Below are 19,932 nucleotides of genomic sequence, written 5' to 3'. Positions count from 1 at the left end.
TCAGGCGAACTCGATATCGGAACAATTCAGTTGTGCAGCTGTTCTGTGTTCCGCATGCCGGAAATGGGCCTGCTGTATTTCGAGAATGGGCAGACCGATTAGTTCCTGAGATTGAAACTATTGTCGTCGAGCTGCCGGGACGAGAGTCGCGCTTCTATGAGGTTCCCTATCAGCGCATGGAGCCGCTTGTGAATGATCTTGCCGATGCGGTGATCGACTGTCTGTCTGTAGACCGGTCATTTGCGTTTTTCGGCAACAGCATGGGCAGTTTAATTGCATTTGAGACATTGCACGAGATACGACGGCGGATCGGCCGCGAGGCTCTGCATCTTTTCGTATCGGCTTGTGGCGCTCCGCAGTGCCAGCCTATTTTACCGCCCATGGGCCATCTGGAAGATGAGGCGCTTATTAGTGAAGTGGACTCGCGCTACGGCGGTATTCCTGCACCTGTTCTGGCTGACAAAGAGTTCCTTGCGCTGGCTCTTCCCACTTTACGTGCCGACATCTGTTTGCTCGAAGCGTATCCCCAGGATGGACATCAATCCCTGGATTGCCCGATCACGGCCTTCGCCGGCAGGTTCGATGCAACTATACCTTTGGAGCAGGTAGAGGCGTGGGGCGAGCAGACTTCAGGCAAGTTCGAGAATTTTGTCCTTGAGGAGGGACATCTTTATCTGGATAGCGCACGTGATTTCTTGTTGCGCAATCTGAGTCAGGCTTTGTTGGCGGCCGCTTTGGAAGAAAGAGGTTCCCAGTGATCAGCAACGAGCAAATGCGGGAACCGATTGCGATTCTTGGGACTGCTTTGCGGCTTCCGGGCGGAGTTTCATCGCCGGAGCAGTTCTGGGAGGCTCTTGAGAAGGGGAAGGATCTGATAGGCACGGTTCCACCAGAGCGCTGGAACGCTTCTTCCTTTCAAGGCTCTGACCCGGATGAAATCGGCACGGCATACGACGTTCATGGCGGGTTTATTTCGGATGTGGATGCCTTCGATGCGGAGTTCTTTGGCATGCATTTTCGAGAGGCCTCGAAAGCTGATCCACAGCAGCGGCTGTTGCTAGAACTCACATGGGAGGCGCTTGAGCGGTCATTGATTCATCCGCACAGTCTGGCTCGTTCAGCGACGGGAATATGGATCGGAATATCCAACAATGATTGGACGCGCATGCTGTTGGAAGATCCGCGGAAGATGGATGGTTATACGGGGATTGGTGGTGCAAGCAGCGTTGCGGCTGGGCGGATTGCGCACTTTCTGGGGACGTACGGTCCGGCCGAGGTGATCGATACGGCTTGCTCCTCATCGCTGGTGGCCGTTCATCACGCGGTGCAAAGTCTCCGCATGGGAGAGACAAACCTTGCGATTGCTGGTGGCGCAAATCTGATTCTCTCTCCGGATTTGCACGTCTGTTTCGCGCGGAGCGGCATGCTATCGCGTAGCGGACGGTGCAGTACATTTGATAATGCCGCCGATGGCTATGTGCGCAGCGAAGGTTGCTGTGTTGTTGTGTTGAAGCGGCTGAGTGATGCGCGGCGCGATGGCGACCCGGTGCTGGCGGTAATCCGTGGAACGGCGGTGAATCAGGATGGACGCAGCGCGAGGCTCACTGCGCCGAATGTTCGGGCGCAGCAGAAGGTGATGCGATCGGCATTGGAGAATGCTGGAGTCGAAGCCACTGCAGTGAGTTATGTTGAAGCACATGGAACGGGCACGCCGCTTGGCGATCCGATGGAGTTTCTCTCGATAGGGGCGATCTACGGCGAGAAGCGTGGCGCACTGAATCCGCTTCGCATTGGATCGGTGAAGACTAATCTGGGGCATGGCGAAGGGGTATCGGGTCTGACTGGCCTGATCAAGGTCGTTCTCATGTTGCAGGCAGACCATTGCATTGCGCCGCATCTTCACTGTTCTTCGCCGAATTCGCGCATTGACTGGACGCGTTGGCCGATTGAAGTCCCTCATACCTTGACGCGCTGGCCGGAAGAAGAGGGCGTTCATTTTGCTGGCGTCAGTTCATTTGGATTTAGTGGAACGAATGCACATGTGATTGTAAGTTCTGTCGAGGACGCGATGGATGAAGTCCCGGCTGTCGCAATGCGCTCATCTCAAGAGGCGCTGCTTTGCATCTCTGCAGCGAGTCCGCAGGCGTTGCGGTCGCTGGGCGCCAGCTATGTCGAGTTTCTGCGAAAGACGGACGAGAGTTTTGATGATATTTGCAAGAGCGCGTTGCATACGCGTGCCAGGCTGACACAGCGATTGGCCGTGAGAGCTTCCAAGGCATTGGCCGCAGCCGATTCCATGGAGACGTGGCTTGCGGGAGATGTGGCTTACGGAGTGACGATCGGAAGCGGAAGCGCGATGGAAGGCACGACCTCTGATGATGCGCTGGAGCGGTTGGCAGTGAAGTTTTTGACGGGCGAGGAGTTGCCGGTTCAATCGGCGAGTGCAAGACGTACTGCATTGCCGCTTTATTCCTTTCAGAGGCAACGGTTCTGGTTTGGAGAGGCTCCAGAGATTCAATGGAGGCGCGAACGCGAGCGAGTTTGGCAAGAGGTTTGTGCAGAGGCTACGCGACAGAGCTGGCAGGGGCCTCTTGGATGGAAACCGGAAAGTTATCCCGAGCGTTGGGCGGCTCTTGGGCGGCTGACTATGGCATATGCGCGCAATGTTCTTTTGGACGCCGGTGCTTTTTCTGACGGAGCGGCGGCTACAGTGAGTGATGTGATGCGGAACTGCGGCTTTCAGCCGCTCTATCACAGGCTGGTTGAACGATGGCTGAAGGGCCTGGCTGCCGCGGGAGTACTTGTCGAATCCAATGAGCGATACAGTGCAGTAGGAAGTTTGGGCTCTATTGCGCTGGATGATCTCTGGCGCGATGTGGAGAAAGCATTAGAGACAGAGCCGGGCCTGCTGGCCTATTTCAAGCGTTGTGGGGCGCTTCTAGGAGATGTGCTGACCGGAACAATCAGCCCTTTGGAAACACTTTTTCCGGCGGGGTCGTTCGATCTGGCGGAGGCGCTCTATCGGCAATCCCTTGAGGCACGATACAACAACGCTATTGTGGCGAATGGTATTCGGGCCGCGGTTCAGGGGTGGGGAAGGAAGCGCAATGTACGCGTCCTGGAGATAGGAGGCGGGACGGGAGGTACAACGTCCGCCGTGGCGCCTCTGTTGCCACCGAACGAGACCGAATATTGGTTTACCGATGTCTCTGAGCTGTTCCTGCGTCGTTCGCGACAAAATTTCGGGCAGTTTCCATTTATTCGTCATGGTCTTTTCAATCTCGACCGCGAGCCCGAGGAACAGGATCTACCGGTCGAATATTTTGATGTCGTGGTGGCGGCCAATGCCCTTCATACGTGCCGCAATCTTTCTCTGTCTCTGGGCCGAATTAGACGAATGCTCGCTCCCGGCGGCATTCTTGTTTTGATTGAGACTACGGTTCACCAAACATGCTTTGACATGTCGATTGGGTTGATCGAAGGATGGCAGCATTTCGAAGATTCAGAGCGCGCTGAACACCCGCTGCTCTCTGAGAGCAAATGGCGCGATGTTCTGATGGACAGAGGATTCGAACAAGTGACAAGCCTTCCGGCGAAGGACTCACCGGCGCGTTTTGTAGGTCAGCATGTGGTGCTGGCGCAACGCGATTTCGGATATTCGCATGACGGTTCTCATGTTGAGTCTGAGAGCGGTGGAACAAGAAAGGATGCCAGCGGGCAACCGCAAATGGCGAGAGAGAATTTGATCACAATGCCTGCTGAGCGTGCGGAAGCTCCAAGTTCAGAGCTGATTGGCGGCGTTGTGCGTCAGGTGATCTGCCGGGTATGCCGACTGGCGATTTCACCGGAGGAACTCAGTGATCGGGATCGACTGGGAGATCTGGGGATGGATTCTTTAATCGCGCTGGAGCTTCGCAACGAACTGGGCAAGGCTCTGGGCCTGGAAGGAAAGATTTCGGCCACAGTTGCTTTCGATACCGGCACTGTAGGGGAACTGACAAATTGGTTAAGAAACCTCATGTCGCCAACGATGGTGACCGCATCTCCGGCACAAGGGCTGGAAAATGTTGCTGCTGCAAACCCGAAGATGGTAAGTGCCGAGGCTCTGCAGGGCATGACAGATGCCGAGGTGGAAGAACTGCTGAGGGAGCGATTGGCGGAACGATGAACTATCCGGAACAAGCAAAGGAGCCGCTCTCTCCGTTGAAGCTGGCATTTCTGAAACTGCAGGAGGCGGAGGCGCGCATTCGCGAGCTGGAAGCTGAGCAGTCGGGTCCGATCGCCATTGTCGGGATTGGCTGCCGTTTTCCTGGCGCTGAAGATGGGCCCGATTCATATTGGCGTTTGCTGCGCGATGGACATTGCGCGATCTCAAATGGAGTGCAAGATCGATTACGCACTACGGATAGCGAAGTGCAGTTGCCGGATTCCGCGCACTGCGCGGCGCTGCTGAGGCAGGTTGATCTCTTTGATCCGCAACACTTCGGAATCTCTCCGCGCGAAGCGGGCGCGATGGATCCGCAGCAAAGGCTTTTGCTGGAGGTTAGTTGGGAAGCGCTGGAGCACGCCGGTATTGATCCCGTCTCGCTTTATCAGACGAGAGCGGGAGTTTACATCGGGATTACTTCGCATGACTATGCGCAGTTGCAGATAAGAAGCGGTGATCTCAAAAAGCTTCATCCGCATTTTGCTGCTGGAGTAGCGTCGAGTGTTGCCGCTGGCCGGATTGCTTACACTCTGGGGCTGCATGGCCCGGCGATTTCAGTGGATACCGCGTGTTCATCGTCACTGGTTGCGGTGCATCTGGCATGCGAGGCGTTGCGGCGGCAGGAGTGCTCGATGGCTTTGGCCGGAGGCGTGAACCTGATCCTTGCTCCAGAAGCGTCTGTCGCATTTGCTCAAGCAGGCATGCTGTCAGCAAGCGGAACCTGTACTCCATTTCTTAGTTCGGCAGACGGATTTGTGCGCGGCGAGGGTTGCGGCATTATTGTATTGAAGCGACTGAAGGATGCCGAAGCAGCCGGTGATCGAATCCTGGCGGTCATTTTAGGGTCTGCGGTCAATCAGGATGGACCTTCGAGCGGCTTGACGGCGCCGAATGGTTTGGCTCAACAAGCGCTGCTTCGTGAGGCGCACCGGCGTGCCGGTGTTGCGCCGTCGGAAGTGAGATATGTTGAGGCGCACGGCACAGGTACGAAACTGGGCGACCCGGTGGAAAGTGAAGCGCTGGGGGCCGTGTTTGCTGGGAGATCAGAAAAGCTCGCTGTAGGTTCTGTGAAGGCAAATATCGGGCATCTGGAAGCGGCTGCAGGAGTGGCTGGACTCATCAAGCTGGTATTGAGCCTGATTAATGGAGAGATTTCAGGGCAACTACAGAGAAACTGCTTGAGCGAGTACATTCGGTGGGATGAACTTTCTCTTGAATTACCGTCGAAGACAACCGCCTGGATGCCTATTGCTGGCCGTCGCATCGGCGGAGTGAGCTCATTCGGATTTAGCGGCACCAATGCACACCTGGTGGTGGAAGGGTGGGCGCGTGACGAAAGGCAAAGTGAGATGCCTGATGGCGCCGACGCTTTAATGATTTCGGCGCGGACTGAAGATTCACTGCGGCGGCTAGCTGGAAAATATTCGACATATTTGAGAGACACCAAGTGGATCTGGCGCGAGATTTGCCAGACTGCTTGCACGGGACGCGCGGCGCTGGCGGAACGGCTAGCTGTGGTTGCAGGCAGCCGAGAAGAGGCTGCGGAGAAGTTGTCGGACTGGCTGAATGGGAAGGCGGCGGGCGGTGTTTATCGAGGATGTGCAAAACCTGCGCGCCGCGAAGGCCAGGGGCACACGGATGAGTTGACTCCAGATGTTATTGCGGAAGGTTTTGTTCGTAACAGTGGTGTGAAGTTGAAGCGGATCGGAGCGGGTAAGGAATTGCGCAGGGCGGAGCTGCCTCTGTATCCATTTGAGCGGAAACACTACTGGTTCAATGAACGGAGTTTGGATCGCGAAGAGACGCCAGCGATTTCGGCCAGGGCGGCGGACGTCGCTCTACACCTTGAGGACCTGCGATTCTTACTCGCGAATGCATCTGACGAAGAGCGGCTGAGAATCATCCGCAACTTTCTGCGCAACGAAGTTGCAAAGGTTTTGGAGATGGATGCAGCCACTGAGCTGAATGAAGACAAGCCGTTCGCAGAAATGGGGATGGATTCATTGATGGCGCTGGAGCTGAAACACCGTGTTCAGCATTCCTCTGGAGCTACGCTGCCCGCCAACTTCATGTTTGAATATCCCACGATTCAACGGGCTGCCACCTATCTGAATGCGATGGTGGGGGCAAACCCCGGCGAGGTACGTTTGCCAGATCAATCTGCCGATTATGAGGACATAGCGCTATGAGTTCGCTGATCCAGATGCTTTCCGATTTGCGCTCGCGCGGGGTGGTCCTCTCGATGGAGGGAGACCGTCTCAAATGCAATGCGCCCAAGGGGGTGATCACTCCGGAAGTTCGCAATGAGCTAGCTGCGCGGAAAGAAGAGATTCTCAATCTGCTAAAGGCTTCGACTGAAAGCAACTATCATGAGCTCGACGGAGACGCAACCGAATTTCCACTGTCGAGTTCACAGCGCAGGCTCTGGTTTATTCAAAGAATGGACCCGCAGAACCCGGTTTACCACATGGCGGTGGGCATTCAGATGACCGGTGAACTGCAGCGGGGCGCTCTCGAGGATAGTCTTCGCGTTTTGGTAAATCGGCATGAATCTCTTCGAACGGCTTTCCATGAGAGCGATGGCAAGCCATTCGCGCGAGTTGTAAATGGCAATACCTGGAATCCTGATTTCGTTGATCTTTCCGATCTGGAGCGCAAGTACGCTCAAAACGAAGCAAATCGGCGCGCAGTTGAAGGGGCTCGGGCGCCGTTCATGCTGGAGAGCGCACCGCTCTTTCGCGCAACTCTATATCGCACTGCTTCTGATCAACATCTACTGACGCTGGTAATGCACCACATCATTTCCGATGGTTGGTCGCTTGGCATTCTCGCCCGCGAGCTTGGAACGATTTATTCCTACCTGCGCTCAGGCAAAGAGCCATCGCTTCCGCCTCTCATCTCGCGATTTCGAGATTTTGTACGGCTGGAGAGTGACGCGACACAGCAAAATTCTGAGACCCATCTTGAATATTGGGTTGACCGCCTCAGAGGGCCTTTGCCGCTTTCTCAACTTTCCGGCCGACGCAGACCTGCTGTGCCTAGTTTTCGCGGGCAGCATTCCTCTCTGACGATCGATGCGGATTTGCGTGATTCAGTTGAAAAGCTTTGTCGCGAAAGAGATGTTACTCCATTCATGTTTCTGCTCGCTGTCTTTGAAGTGTTGCTCTACCGCTACACGCGACAGACGGACCTGTTGGTAGGAACTGCGAATTCCAATCGATCGCGAGGGGAGTTTTCTTCGGTCGTTGGATTTTTTGTCGACAATCTGGTCCTCCGTTGTGACATGAGCGGTAATCCGCGATTTCAGGACCTGCTGCGGCAGGTTCGGCGCGTTGCGCATGAGTCTTATGCTCATGAGGAGCTTCCATTCAGCGTGTTGATGGAAAGGCTGCAACCGGCCAGGGAATTGAGTCGAAATCCTCTGTTTCAGATTGCCTTCATCATGCAGAATGTCCCATTGGAGCCTATCCAGCTAGAGGGCCTTCGAATTGATGCGAAGCCACTCGACATTGGTATTTCTCCAATGGACCTCTCGATCGCAGTATGGCCAGAGGGCGGTGCGTACCGCCTCGATCTGGAGTATTGCACAGATCTTTTCGATAAAGAGTTTATTCATGGCCTTCAGTCACAATACTTGAATCTGCTGCGACAGTTGTTGGACGATCCCAGGCAGCACATTGACGATGTGCAGCTTGTGACGGAAGTGGAAAGCCGCAGGTTACTTGTCGATCTGAATGCTACAGCGCATCCGTATCCGTCTTCGCCCGTACATTCTGTTTTCGAAGAGTTCGTGCGGACACAGGGAAACGCGACAGCTTTGACGTTTGCCGACGGCGAATTCAGCTACGAGGAACTGAATCAGAAGGCGAATGCGATCGGCGCATGGCTTTCAGAGTACGGTCTCAATGCTGGATCCTTTGTGGCGGTGTGTGCGCCTGGAAGTCCGCTCGGCATTGCTGCCTTCCTCGGCATACTTAAAGCTGGGTGCGCGTACTTTCCGGTCGCACCCAGTGATCCACCCGAACGGCTCAGAAAGATGATGCAAGATGCGGGGACAACAGTTCTTCTGACCACCGCTGCTTTTCGAGAACGATTGATTTTACCCGAGGCCGTGTCTACCGCTTTGCTTGAAGAGATTTCCGCAAAACCTTACGCCGAGTTTGTCGGCCCGGCTATCCATTCCGATGATCCGGCATGTCTGCTGTTCACTTCCGGATCTACGGGGAGGCCGAAAGGGGTTGTGGTTCCGCATCGGAGTATCATGCGGCTGGTGCGAGGAACAGACTACGCGCGGTTTGCGTCCGATGAAGTCTTTCTGCAAGCTTGTACGCTGTCTTTTGATGCTTCAACTGCAGAGATTTGGGGAGCACTGTTGAATGGGGCGCGACTTGTGCTTATTGACTCGGAGCGGCCCAGTGTTGAGGAAATCAGTCGAGCGATTCGTGATCACGGCGTGACAACGTTGTTTATCACAACGGCTTTTTTTCATCATTTCGCCGCCTATCATCCAGACGCGATTGCTTCTTTAAATCAGGTTATTGTTGGCGGAGATGTTCTCTCGCCCACTCACGCAGCCCAGTTGCTTTATAAGTCGCCTGATATTCATCTAGTGAATGGTTATGGGCCGACGGAGAACGGGACGTTCACGACGACTTGTAAAGTGAAACTTGATTCGCTGGATGGAAGTGCCATCCCGATCGGGCGTCCAATTTGCAACACTCGTGTTTTTCTACTGGATGCAAATCGAAAACCCGTTCCTGTTGGTGCGACCGGTGAGTTATATACAGCCGGTGACGGCCTTGCGCTCGGCTATTTAAATGCGCCCAAAGAAATAGAATCACCTTTTGTGACGCTGAATTTTGATGAGGTGGGAACTCTACGGGCGTATCGTACCGGCGATCTGGCGCGCTATCGGTCGGACGGTATGTTGGAGTTTCTGGGACGAACGGACAAGCAGGTAAAGGTGCAAGGTTACCGTGTTGAGCCTGCAGAAGTGGAAGAAGCGCTACTCTCGATTGATCGCGTCAGAGCCGCAGTGGTTTCGACGCGTATAGCAGCAGATGATAGTAAGCAGTTGGTTGCCTACGTTATCAGTCAATCCGAATCTGTTTTGTCTTCGGGTGATTTGCAACTTCAACTTCGCCGGGTTTTACCTCGCCATCAGATTCCTTCAACGTTTTTATTCATCGAGGAGATTCCGCATACTCCAAATGGCAAGATCGACTATGCGGCGCTTGACGCGCTTCCTCTTGAGTCAAAGATGGAAGGACGCGAGGTTCGCCTGCCGTCGGGTGAAATAGAGAAGAAACTTCTTGGCGATTTCAAGGACTTGCTCCACGCCAATGCGGCGACGGTTGAGGATGATTTTTTCTCTTTGGGCGGACATTCTCTGCTTGCGATGCAGCTTCTGTCGCGCATCACAGCCGCTTTCGGGGTGACCCTGTCTGTAGCAGATATTTTTCAGAACCCCACAGTGGAAGGGCTGGCGGCTCGCGTTCAGGCTGCGGGCGGAGTACCGGCGAAGGCACCATCCAAGAACACGAGAGTAAAAGATCCAGTCAATAGCAAAGAGCATGGGCTATCGCGTGCGCAACGGCGGTTATGGTTTCTTGATCAGATGGACCCCGATAATCCGGTCTATAACATCGCAATAGCCCTTCGCCTTGATGGTCCACTTAATTGCACTGCTTTTGAAGAGGCATTACAGACGATCTTCAGCAGGCATGAGTCGCTGCGCTCACGGTTTTTGCAGCGGAATGGTTTGCCCTATGTAGTTGTCGACGATACGCAAAGATTATCCATTGACTTCATTGATCTTGCCTCTCTTGCTTCAGAAGCGCATGAAGAGCAGTTGAAGCAGTTGTTTTCCGCTGAATCTCAACGCCCCTATCGGCTCGATCAGGGGCAGCTATTCCGTGTATCGCTGTACCGCAAGACTCACGCTGAACATCTGGTTCTGCTGGGAATGCACCATATCATCTCTGATGGCTGGTCTATAGGTGTATTGGCGCAGGAGCTTGGCTGCATTTACGAAGCAAGCGTCAGGAAGCTGCCCTGTCCTCTGGCTCCATTGCCAATTCAATTCCGTGATTTTGTTCAATGGGAGTCGGAGCAGGAAAAGCTTTCATCCGGTAACGATCTAGCATATTGGCGGGATCAACTCGGCGGTGAACTGCCTCTACTGGAATTGCCCTCTGATCGCATCAGGACGCCTGTGCAGACTTTTCATGGCCAGCGGATTTTAGTTGACATTGATGCAGGCATTGAAGAAAAGCTGCAAAAAATGGCGCGAGAACACAACGCCACATTCTTTATGGTTCTGCTGGCCGCCTTCGGTGTGATGTTGCAGCGCTACACGCGCCAAACAGATATTCTGATTGGCACACCGACTGCCGGGCGTATGAAGAGCAGTTTCGAAGGCCTGATTGGTTTTTTTGTGAACAATCTGGTTCTACGTCTGGGCCTGGCAGGTAATCTCAGCTTTTCAGAATTGCTGCACCACGTGCGCAATGTGGCGCTTGAAGCGTTTGAACATCAGAGCACTCCATTTGATCAACTGGTGGAGATACTGCAGCCGGAGCGCAACCTGGATCGAAGCCCCCTATTTCAGGTCCTTTTTACGTTACAGAACACGACAATGCCGCGCCTGCAATTCGATGAGCTGGTCATGACGCCACTGGAGCTTGAGAGGTTTCATGCCCGCTACGACCTTGCAGTGGATATTTATCCGTATGAAGGGCATTTTCGCTGCAGTTTCGAATTCAACACTGACATTTATGAAGAGACAACTATTCGGCGAATGCTGCGGCATTACATTCGCATTCTTGAGATGGTTTGTGATAACGCGGAGGAGCAGATAGGCAACCTGCATCTGCTCGATGAGGCAGAACGGTCTCAGCTTATCCATGATTGGAATCGCACTGCGATGCCTGCGCCTGTTTATTCCACTGTGCCGTCATGGTTCCGGGCGCAGGCTCGCAGCAGTCCGGAAGCAATAGCTGTTGAGATGGGTGATCGGTCGTTCACATATCGGGATCTCGATGTTGAATCCGACAGGGTCGCCGTGCATCTGCGCTCAGGTGGCATTGGACGCGGAACGATTGTTGGGATCTATATGCAGCGCAGTCCTGATATGGTGGTGGGTCTGCTGGGCATTATCAAGTCGGGGGCGGCTTACCTTCCTCTCGATCCGGCGCTGCCCTCTTACAGAATTGAGTTCATGCTCTCGGATTCGCAGGTTCCTCTCATACTGACGGAGCGCGAACTGAGCGATGCCTTGCCGCCTACAGCTGCCGTGATTCTGCCGATTGAAGAAGTGGGTAGGGAAAGCAATGAGCAGCCTCCTGATGATGTGTGCAGCTCGGACCTTGCGTATCTGATCTACACTTCCGGATCAACCGGAAATCCGAAAGGAACTGAGATTCAGCACGGAGCCGTTGTCAATCTCTTGCGATCCATGCTGAAAGAGCCTGGCTTGAGGAAAGAAGATACGCTGGTGGCGATCACTACGATTTCGTTCGACATTGCGGGACTGGAGATATTCGGCCCCCTGATGTGCGGTGCGAAATTAGTATTAGCAACGCGGGAGCAGACAGTTGATCCTGAACTGCTCGCCGAACTGCTTTGCTCGGTGGGCGCCACGGTTATGCAGGCGACTCCGTCTACATGGCGCATGCTCGTTGAATCCGGATGGACGGGCGAACCGATGCTGCGCATGTGGTGCGGCGGTGAAGCGCTGTCGTTGAACCTGGCCGAGAGCTTGCTGGCACGCGGCAGTGAGCTTTGGAATCTGTATGGTCCTACCGAAACGACGATCTGGTCATCGGTTCATCGTGTTCGAAGCGGTGAGGCCCAAATTTTGATAGGATGCCCAATTGCAAATACCCAAATGTACATCTTGGATGACAGTCTTGAACCGGTCCCGCCGGGTGTTGCCGGAGAGTTGCACATAGGCGGTGACGGAGTAGCGCGGGGATACTGGCGACGCCCGGAACTCACAGCGAGCCGCTTTTTGCCTGATCCTTTCGATACGACTGGTGCTCGCAGAATGTATCGAACTGGCGATCTTGCGCGCTATCGACGCGACGGCCAGATCCAGTTATTAGGGCGAACGGACCATCAAATCAAGTTGCGCGGTCATAGAATCGAGCCTGGTGAGATCGAGATTGCAATGGAGCGGCATCCGGCTGTTCGGCAGGCCGTGATTGTGCTGGATGGCGAGGGTATTGAACAGCGGCTGGTTGCATATGTTCGTTTCGAAGGCTCGGACGATGGAGATCAGCTTCGATCCTGGCTGCATCCAATCCTGCCTGACTACATGGTTCCTTCCATGATTGTGCCGCTTCAAGAAATGCCTTTGACACCGAACGGCAAGATTGACCGTAAACGCCTGCCTGCTCTTCGAGGGACATTGCCTGATCAGAGCGTCGATTCCATTCCAGCCCGAAACCGCACCGAACAGAGACTGAGCGAGCTTTGGTCTGACCTTCTGCATGTCGAGAAGCCAGGCATCCGAGAGAATTTCTTTGATCTTGGCGGGCATTCGCTTCTGCTCGTCCAACTCCACGCACAACTGAAACGTGAATTCAGCGCCAACATTGCTGTTGTGGATTTGTTTCGTTACCCCACAATTGAGGCACTCGCATCGCATTTGGATCGCAGAAGTGCCGAAGCCTCGTTGCCTGTGGGAGCTAATGTCTGATGAGTTCATCAAATGAAGTCAATCTGCTGACATCAGCCACATTTCCAGAATCCGTATCGAGTCCGGAACAGTGGCCCGATGGTATTGCCATCATTGGCATGAGCGCGCGCTTTCCGCAGTCACATAATGTGCAGGAATTCTGGCAGCATCTGGTTGCCGGTGACTCACTGATCGAAAATTTCAGCGAGGATGAACTTCGTCGAGCAGGCGTTGATTCATCCATGCTCAAAGATGCGAACTATGTTCGGCGTGGCAATGTCATCGAGGATGCAGATCAGTTCGATGCTGGCTTCTTCGGTCTCAGTCGTCGTGAAGCAGAAATCCTCGATCCACAGCAGAGGATATTCCTCGAGTGTGCCTGGGAAGCTTTGGAGAGTGCAGGCCGTACCGGCGAAGGTGAGCGCGTTGGTGTCTTTGCGGGCGTCGGAATGAACACCTACGTTCTTCAATTACTCCGAGACCCCGGAGTGCTGGCGAGTGTGGGCGAGTACCAGATGATGCTGGCCAGCGATAAGGACTATCTTGCTACACGCGTTGCGTACAAGCTTAATCTGCGCGGGCCCGCTGTTACGGTGCAGACTGCCTGCTCCACATCGCTTGCCGCTGTGCATCTTGCCTGCCGCAGCCTTTTAAGCCGCGAGTGTTCGATGGCGCTCGCCGGCGGAGTCTCGATCTCTTTTCCGCAGGGAATTGGTTATTCCTATATTCCGGGCATGATTCTTTCGCCAGACGGGTACTGTCGCCCTTTTGACGCGAATGCGGAAGGAACTGTACCGGGACGCGGTGCCGGTATTGTTGTTTTAAAGCGACTGTCAGAGGCGATTGCTGATGGAGATTCCGTTGTTGCGGTTATTCGAGGTTCCGCTTGGAATAACGATGGAGCGGGCAAGGTGGGCTACACGGCCCCCAGCATCGACGGGCAGATAGAGGTCATACGAGCAGCACAAGCCGCGGCGGGTGTTGATGACGCGCGCGTGGGATATGTGGAAACGCATGGCACGGCCACTGAACTTGGAGATGCAATTGAGTTCTCCGCTCTTGCGCAGGTCTTCGCTGCTGCAGAGCGCAAGCGTCCGCGCCCTCTTGTACTTGGCGCTGTGAAGGCGAATATGGGGCATGCCGATGCGGCGGCGGGCATTGCTGGTTTAATCAAGGCTGCACTTGTAGTGGAAACCGGCATCGTTCCTCCTACTCCCGGATTCGAGCTTCCCAATCCTGTGCTCGGGATCGAGAAGACGCCGTTTGTAATCAGTTCTTCCTCTGTGAATTGGGCCGACGATACAGAGCGTTGGGCAGGAGTCAGTTCCTTCGGGATCGGAGGGACCAATGTACACGTTGTCTTGAGTGGAGCGCCTGCGGCTGTAAGCAGCAATGCTGAACCGTTAAGACCGCATATCTTTCCCGTCTCGGCTAAAAGCGCCTCTGCAATGAACACTGCGTGCGGGCAGTTAGCTCAACGGCTGGCAGTAATGGATTCTTCTTCCAGTTCTGATGTCGCCACAACGCTGCAATTGGGCCGCCGATCTTTCGAGTTCAGACGAGCGGTGGTTGCAGATAGCTGTAGAGAAGCTGCAAAGCTTTTGATCAAGCCTGCTGGAAAACTTCAGCCAGGAACCTTTTTGGACCGCGATGTCATCTTCCTATTTCCGGGACAAGGACAGCAATTTCCAGGCATGGTCGAAGGCTTGTATCGCGAAGACAGCGTCTTTCGGCGGACTATCGACGCAGGGTGCGACTTATTGAAGGAATATGCAGAGCTGGATGTGCGGTCACTCCTTTTAGGCGTGGAGAAGACGCCAGAATCATCCACTCGTATACGTGATACGCAGATTGCACAGCCGATGTTGATGCTTGTGGAATACGCTCTGGCGGAGCGGTTGCGCTCGCTGGGCATGGAACCTGCGGGTTTACTTGGGCATAGCATTGGTGAACTCACTGCTGCTTGTGTTGCAGGTGTGTTCTCGTTTGAGGACGGTCTTCGACTTGCTGTCGAACGCGGCCGACTCATGGCGCAGACTCCGCCAGGAATCATGCTGGCTGTGATGCTGCCTCCAGAGGAACTGGCTCGTTATCTTGATCATGGTCTTTGGCTCGCTGCGGAAAACGGTCTGAAGATGTCAGTAGCATCGGGACTTGTGAACGCAGTGGAACAGCTTGAACGCAGGTTGGCTGCTGATAGAGTGGCAACGATTCGCCTTGCTTCAAAAAATGCATTCCATACGCCACTCATGGCCGAGCCAGCAAAGACATTCCGGGGAATCGTAGCCTCTACCGCCCGCCATGCGCCGAGTATTCCCTGGATATCCAATGTGAGCGGCACATGGATCGGACCAGCGGAGGCGCAGGATCCACAATACTGGGCAAATCAGATTATTTCGCCAGTGCGATTTACTCGTTGTCTGACTACCTTGGCTGAGCGGCGCAGGCTGCTGGTCGAGGCAGGACCAGGCGAAGCTCTGATCGGGATAGCGCGACAGCAGTTATCGACCAGTGTCATGGTTGCTGCTCTTGGCGCAGAAAATCGTAGAGTAGCTGATACCGTGGTTTTCCATCAGGCTGTGGCCACTGCGTGGGAATGTGGCGTTTCTATCCAATGGGAACGACTTAGTCCCAAACCAACGGGACGCCGCGTCCCTCTTCCGACATATCCATTTGAACGGCAGCGCTATTGGATTGATCGCGCATCGGCTGTTAACAAGACTGTGGTTTCGACGGCACAGTCGTTTCCATCTCCCTTGCCAAATTCCGATAGCCATTCTCCGGCGAGGCATGACGACATTTCGAAGTGGTTTTATGCTTCCTGCTGGCAAGGCACGCCACCGGCTGGCAATGTCTTGCGGGCATGGAGCAAAGTTTCTGAGTGCTGGCTGGCGCTGGACGGGGAAGATCCGCTTAGCAACGCATTGGTTTCGGCTCTTCGCGCACAGGGATCAAAGGTCATTTGTGTGAAAGCGGGTGAACGGTTTGTCTGGCAGGACGGAAACGTCAGTGTGAATCCGTCCAGTCCGACCGATCTGAAGTTGTTGTGGGAACAGATAGACGCTGCCGGATTACGGCCGGATGGACTTCTTTTTCTTCCCGGTTTCGGGAGCGAAGGCGACGAGGTTTCTCGCTACGATTTCATGCTTCAGCTTCTGCAGATGTCCGGTCCGCGTCGGCGCTATATACGAAGGTTTGAGTTCATTACGAACTCGCTGGAAAGTGTGAATGGAGAGGCCGTCACGAATCGGGACGATGGCGAACTACTCGGCCTGGCACGTGCCATTCGGGCCAACCTGGCTGGTGCGGAATGTCGCTGCATTGATGTCGAACCGCCGGAGGGCAATGTTGAGCTGCTAGTTCAGATTCTGCTGGAGGAACTGGCTACGTCCGGTGCGGGCCTCACGATCGCGTATCGGCGCGGGCAGCGATGGCAGAAGATATGGACACCGGCAGCTCTGAAGGCAGATGCTAAGTCGCCGTTCCGTAACGGAGGTGTTTACCTGATTACGGGTGGCGTGGGAGGCATTGGCTATGTTGTAGCTAAATATCTGCTGCAGGATCACGGTGCCCGTGTGGTTGTTGTGGGGCGCACCATTCTTCCGAACCGGAATGAGTGGGAGTCCTGGGTCGCCGCACATGGAGAAGATCACACAACGTCACGGCGTATTCGCAGAATGCAGGAACTCGAAGGCGCTGGTGGAGAAGTGTTGTTTATGGCTGCGGATGTTGCCGATCGCGATGCGATGACGGCCGTCATAGAGAGGACACAACGTCAGTTCGGACCGATCCATGGGGTGATTCTTGAAGAGGCCCGTGAGATTCGCAAGCCGAAGGTGGAAGGCTCGCGTGTGCTTGCTGAGTTACTACGCGGCAGCAGTATTGATTTCCTCCTGTTCTGTTCTTCCATCAGCGCCAGCTTTCCGCTTGCTTCGCAGAGTGCTTATGCTTCTGCAAATGCTTTTCAAAACAGCTTTGCCGAGTACTGCCGTGGAACCTTGAAAATTCCTGCGTTCGCCATTGGATTTGATGCCTGGCGAGAAGTGGGAATGATGGCTGACCTCGTGGTTCCGGAAGGAATGGAATCTTTCCACGAGCAGGGAATGCGTCGTGCCATGACGAATGCTGAAGGTATCGAGGTTATCCACCGGGTGCTGGGACAATGGCGCGGGGCGCACATGCTTGTCAGCACATGCGATCTTGATGCGTCCGTCAATTCGACTACTCCTGGTCCTGTTGAGTTGCCAAGCTTGCTGTTGATGGATCCAGTGAGTTGAGTGTCATTCTTGAGATCTGGAAGGATTTGCTTGGCACGGATTCCATTGATCCGTCGGATAATTTCTTCAATCTGGGCGGGCATTCGCTCATGGCGACGATGATGATCTCGCGTATTCGGGAGCGTCTGGGCGTTACGCTTTCGCTGAAAGGTATCTTCGAAGCGCAGACGCCTGCGGCACTTGCTGAGCTTGTGCAGATTGTGGGCGAGCAACGGTCTGCCGGAGAGCGTTCGGAAGCGCCGGCTGAGGGTGAGGATCGCGAGATATTTGAGATCTGATGCGAGCTTAGCTGCGGTGTTCGATTGCGGCGGTTGTCTGAGTTATCCTGTGCAAGCTCGATTTCGAAGTGATTTGGGTTGTGTGGTTTGCGACAGTTCGCACACTTCTTACAGGAATCTTTATGCGATCTTCATTCCGAAACTGTGCAGCTTCGCTGCTCAGTTTCGAGGGACAAGCGTTATAGATAAGAAGCTTGAGAGCCATAGATATCCTCGACAACACTGTTTACTGTGGCAATGAAAAAAGAGGGAGGGTCTCTCCCAAAATGACGACGGCCCGAATCCGTAGTGGATTCGGGCCGTATTTTTTCTTTGCTTATTTTGAGTATGGCATATCCGGTGGAAATTATGTGCAAAGTGCGCGAAGTTTTTTGGCCTTTGGGATCAGTGAGTTACAAAATATTTTTCGTTTGACCCCTTGACAAGAAAAAGCGGAGGCAAAAAAAGCCGGACGCAGGGTTCGGGTCTTTCCATTCCCGCCCTTCGGTCGATTATCGAACGGGCAATTTGCCGGTTACCGGCATCCAACCGGCTGAGGTGCGGAATATGAATGTTGAGCTAGCTAAGGAGCTGGTGGATGCGCTGGGGTCGTCTCTGGAGGATATTGAGGCCAGTCAGGCTGCCCTTCTTCAATTTTTGAAAGATCAGGGCATAGTGACAGAGGAGCAATTCGCCGCCTATCTAAAGCAGGCGGGCAAGGCGAGCAGCGTGAGGTGGCGTGTCGCGCGCGTCAGGCTGGAGCACCTTATCGAGGGAGAGAAGGCAATAGAGGAAAAAGCTGCCGAAGATAAGAAGCGCGAGGAGCAGGGAAAAGAGAGTCGAAAGAAGGAAGAAAAGGCTCCCATGAGCGATGGCGGCGACAGCGCCGCACCGAGGTCCGATCCGCCAAAGGAGAACGCTTCCGCGCAGCCCGATCAGGGCAAGGATGATGCCTCAACGAAGCGCGATGAGCCGAAGGGCAACGCCCCGCCACAGAGTGAGCAGGCTAAGCCACAGAGTGAGCAGGCTAAGAACGATGGAGCCAAGGCGGAAGGACAAGGCGCGGGTGCGCAACCCGATTCCACAAAAGATAAAACGGACCCAAAGTAAAAGCACAGGTGGACGGATGAAGGCATGGAACCTGCGTTGGGATATAAAATTGCGCCGATTTAATTTTGCTCTCGGAGGCTTGATATTCATGTCATGGAGTCAACGTACTTTGGCCCTGGGGATATTGGGGTCTGTTTTCCTATTCACTGCCCAATCGCAGACAGCAGGGGCACCCGCGCTGAAGAAGCCATCGGCGTCATACGCTCTCTCGACGCGATCAAGGAATCTGCCGTGTGAAATCTATCGAGCAGCCAATACACCTTGCGTCGCCGCATTCAGCACGGTTCGAACGTTGTATGTGTCCTATTCGGGGCCCCTGTACCAGGTGACGCGTGAATCCGACAAAACTAACAGGGATGTTCGAGTGCTTCCAGATGGATATGCGGATGCGGGTCAGCAGGACAGCTTTTGCGCGAAGACGGCTTGTACGATTACTAAAATTTACGATCAGTCACCGAAGCACAATGACCTTTTTGTTGCTCCTCCGGGCGGTGCCGCAAAGGGTAAGGGTCCAGGCGGCCACGACCTGCCCGCAGTCGCAAACGCATTGCCGATTATCGCGGGCGGCCACAAAGTCTATGGCATTTATATTGCCGCGGGAATGGGCTACCGGAACGATAAGACATCAGGCATTGCCGTGAAAGGCCAGCCTGAGGGAGTGTACATGGTTAGTTCAGGGACGCACGTCAATAGCGGCTGCTGTTTTGACTTTGGGAATGCAGAGACGAACAACCTCGATAATCGCGCGGGTCATATGGATGCGATCAGTCTCATGTGTGACAGGGCCAATCCTTGCAAGCCGCATGCAGGACTCGACATGGAGGATGGAATCTATCCTCTTTCTCCAGTGCCTGCGAAATTGGCCTTTGTAACAGCCATGGGCGCGAACGATGGTCAACACAAATATGCCGTCTACTGGGGCGACTCACAGAAAGGCAGTCTCACCTCGACCGGTTTGATTCCTTTGCCGAAAGGATACTCGCCGATGAAGCAGGAGGGAGCCATTATTCTGGGCATTGGCGGAGACAACAGCAATGCATCCATAGGGTCTTTCTTTGAGGGCGCCATGACGGCGGGGAAACCATCGGACGCGACTATGAAGGATGTGCAGGCCAATATCGTTACGGCAGGCTATGCAATTCCCCATTCATAATTCCGTGGGCCAGTCGCCGAAAATCAAGGACGATTTGAAGAGAATTTTTGCGTGTATTGTACTGATTCTTCCGATGCTTTCATGACGCTTAGAGCATTTCTCCTCTTGCTGTAGAGCGACCCCACCCTAGTGTCCCGTCTCTAAAGTCCGTGTACAAAATCGGGCGACGGAATCGAGGATTTGGTCTGCGGTCTTGTGCCAGACGAAGGGCTTTGGGTTTTTGTTATGTTGCAGGATGAAGCCACGGA

General features: G+C 54.3%; 8 protein-coding genes. All 8 read left to right on the top strand.

The window, feature by feature from the left end; genetic code table 11:
- Positions 1 to 32: 32 nt before the first annotated feature.
- Positions 33 to 758 (top strand): thioesterase II family protein, encoded by a 726-nt coding sequence (locus ABSG47_RS05385; protein ID WP_424167395.1) that lies wholly within the window; start codon positions 33 to 35, stop codon positions 756 to 758.
- Positions 755 to 4,168 (top strand): beta-ketoacyl synthase N-terminal-like domain-containing protein, encoded by a 3,414-nt coding sequence (locus ABSG47_RS05380; RefSeq protein WP_424167392.1) that lies wholly within the window; start codon positions 755 to 757, stop codon positions 4,166 to 4,168. Before ABSG47_RS05385 ends, ABSG47_RS05380 begins: the two co-directional genes overlap by 4 nt.
- Complete coding sequence (locus ABSG47_RS05375) at positions 4,165 to 6,396, top strand: type I polyketide synthase (protein WP_424167389.1); 2,232 nt, start codon at positions 4,165 to 4,167, stop codon at positions 6,394 to 6,396. Before ABSG47_RS05380 ends, ABSG47_RS05375 begins: the two co-directional genes overlap by 4 nt.
- Positions 6,393 to 12,908 carry an amino acid adenylation domain-containing protein gene (locus ABSG47_RS05370; RefSeq protein WP_424167386.1) on the top strand — a complete coding sequence of 2,172 codons (6,516 nt, stop codon included), beginning with the start codon at positions 6,393 to 6,395 and terminating at the stop codon, positions 12,906 to 12,908. Before ABSG47_RS05375 ends, ABSG47_RS05370 begins: the two co-directional genes overlap by 4 nt.
- Positions 12,908 to 17,164, top strand: coding sequence for a type I polyketide synthase (locus tag ABSG47_RS05365; protein ID WP_424167384.1), 4,257 nt, complete (start codon positions 12,908 to 12,910; stop codon positions 17,162 to 17,164). The genes ABSG47_RS05370 and ABSG47_RS05365 overlap by 1 nt, the downstream gene beginning before the upstream one ends.
- On the top strand, positions 17,161 to 17,442 hold the full coding sequence (locus ABSG47_RS05360; RefSeq protein ID WP_424167382.1) for a phosphopantetheine-binding protein: 282 nt from the start codon (positions 17,161 to 17,163) through the stop codon (positions 17,440 to 17,442). The genes ABSG47_RS05365 and ABSG47_RS05360 overlap by 4 nt, the downstream gene beginning before the upstream one ends.
- 546 nt (positions 17,443 to 17,988) lie before the next feature.
- On the top strand, positions 17,989 to 18,531 hold the full coding sequence (locus ABSG47_RS05355; protein ID WP_424167379.1) for a prolipoprotein diacylglyceryl transferase: 543 nt from the start codon (positions 17,989 to 17,991) through the stop codon (positions 18,529 to 18,531).
- Between the two features lie 16 nt (positions 18,532 to 18,547).
- The gene (locus ABSG47_RS05350) at positions 18,548 to 19,684 is read left to right on the top strand and encodes an arabinofuranosidase catalytic domain-containing protein (RefSeq protein WP_424167376.1); all 1,137 of its coding nucleotides are present in this window, start codon (positions 18,548 to 18,550) and stop codon (positions 19,682 to 19,684) included.
- The last annotated feature ends 248 nt before the right edge of the window (positions 19,685 to 19,932 follow it).

The sequence above is a fragment of the Occallatibacter sp. genome (assembly GCF_049510455.1).
Classification (GTDB): domain Bacteria; phylum Acidobacteriota; class Terriglobia; order Terriglobales; family Acidobacteriaceae; genus Telmatobacter.
The sequence above is the reverse complement of the archived record's forward strand: the minus strand, read 5'-3'. Positions and strand labels throughout refer to the sequence as shown.

Excerpts from the sequence above, each read along its gene's own strand:
- ABSG47_RS05365 (WP_424167384.1), top strand. The coding sequence starts at position 12,908 with ATGAGTTCATCAAATGAAGTCAATCTGCTGACATCAGCCACATTTCCA.
- ABSG47_RS05370 (WP_424167386.1), top strand. The coding sequence starts at position 6,393 with ATGAGTTCGCTGATCCAGATGCTTTCCGATTTGCGCTCGCGCGGGGTG.
- ABSG47_RS05355 (WP_424167379.1), top strand. The coding sequence starts at position 17,989 with ATGAATGTTGAGCTAGCTAAGGAGCTGGTGGATGCGCTGGGGTCGTCT.
- ABSG47_RS05350 (WP_424167376.1), top strand. The coding sequence starts at position 18,548 with ATGAAGGCATGGAACCTGCGTTGGGATATAAAATTGCGCCGATTTAAT.
- ABSG47_RS05375 (WP_424167389.1), top strand. The coding sequence starts at position 4,165 with ATGAACTATCCGGAACAAGCAAAGGAGCCGCTCTCTCCGTTGAAGCTG.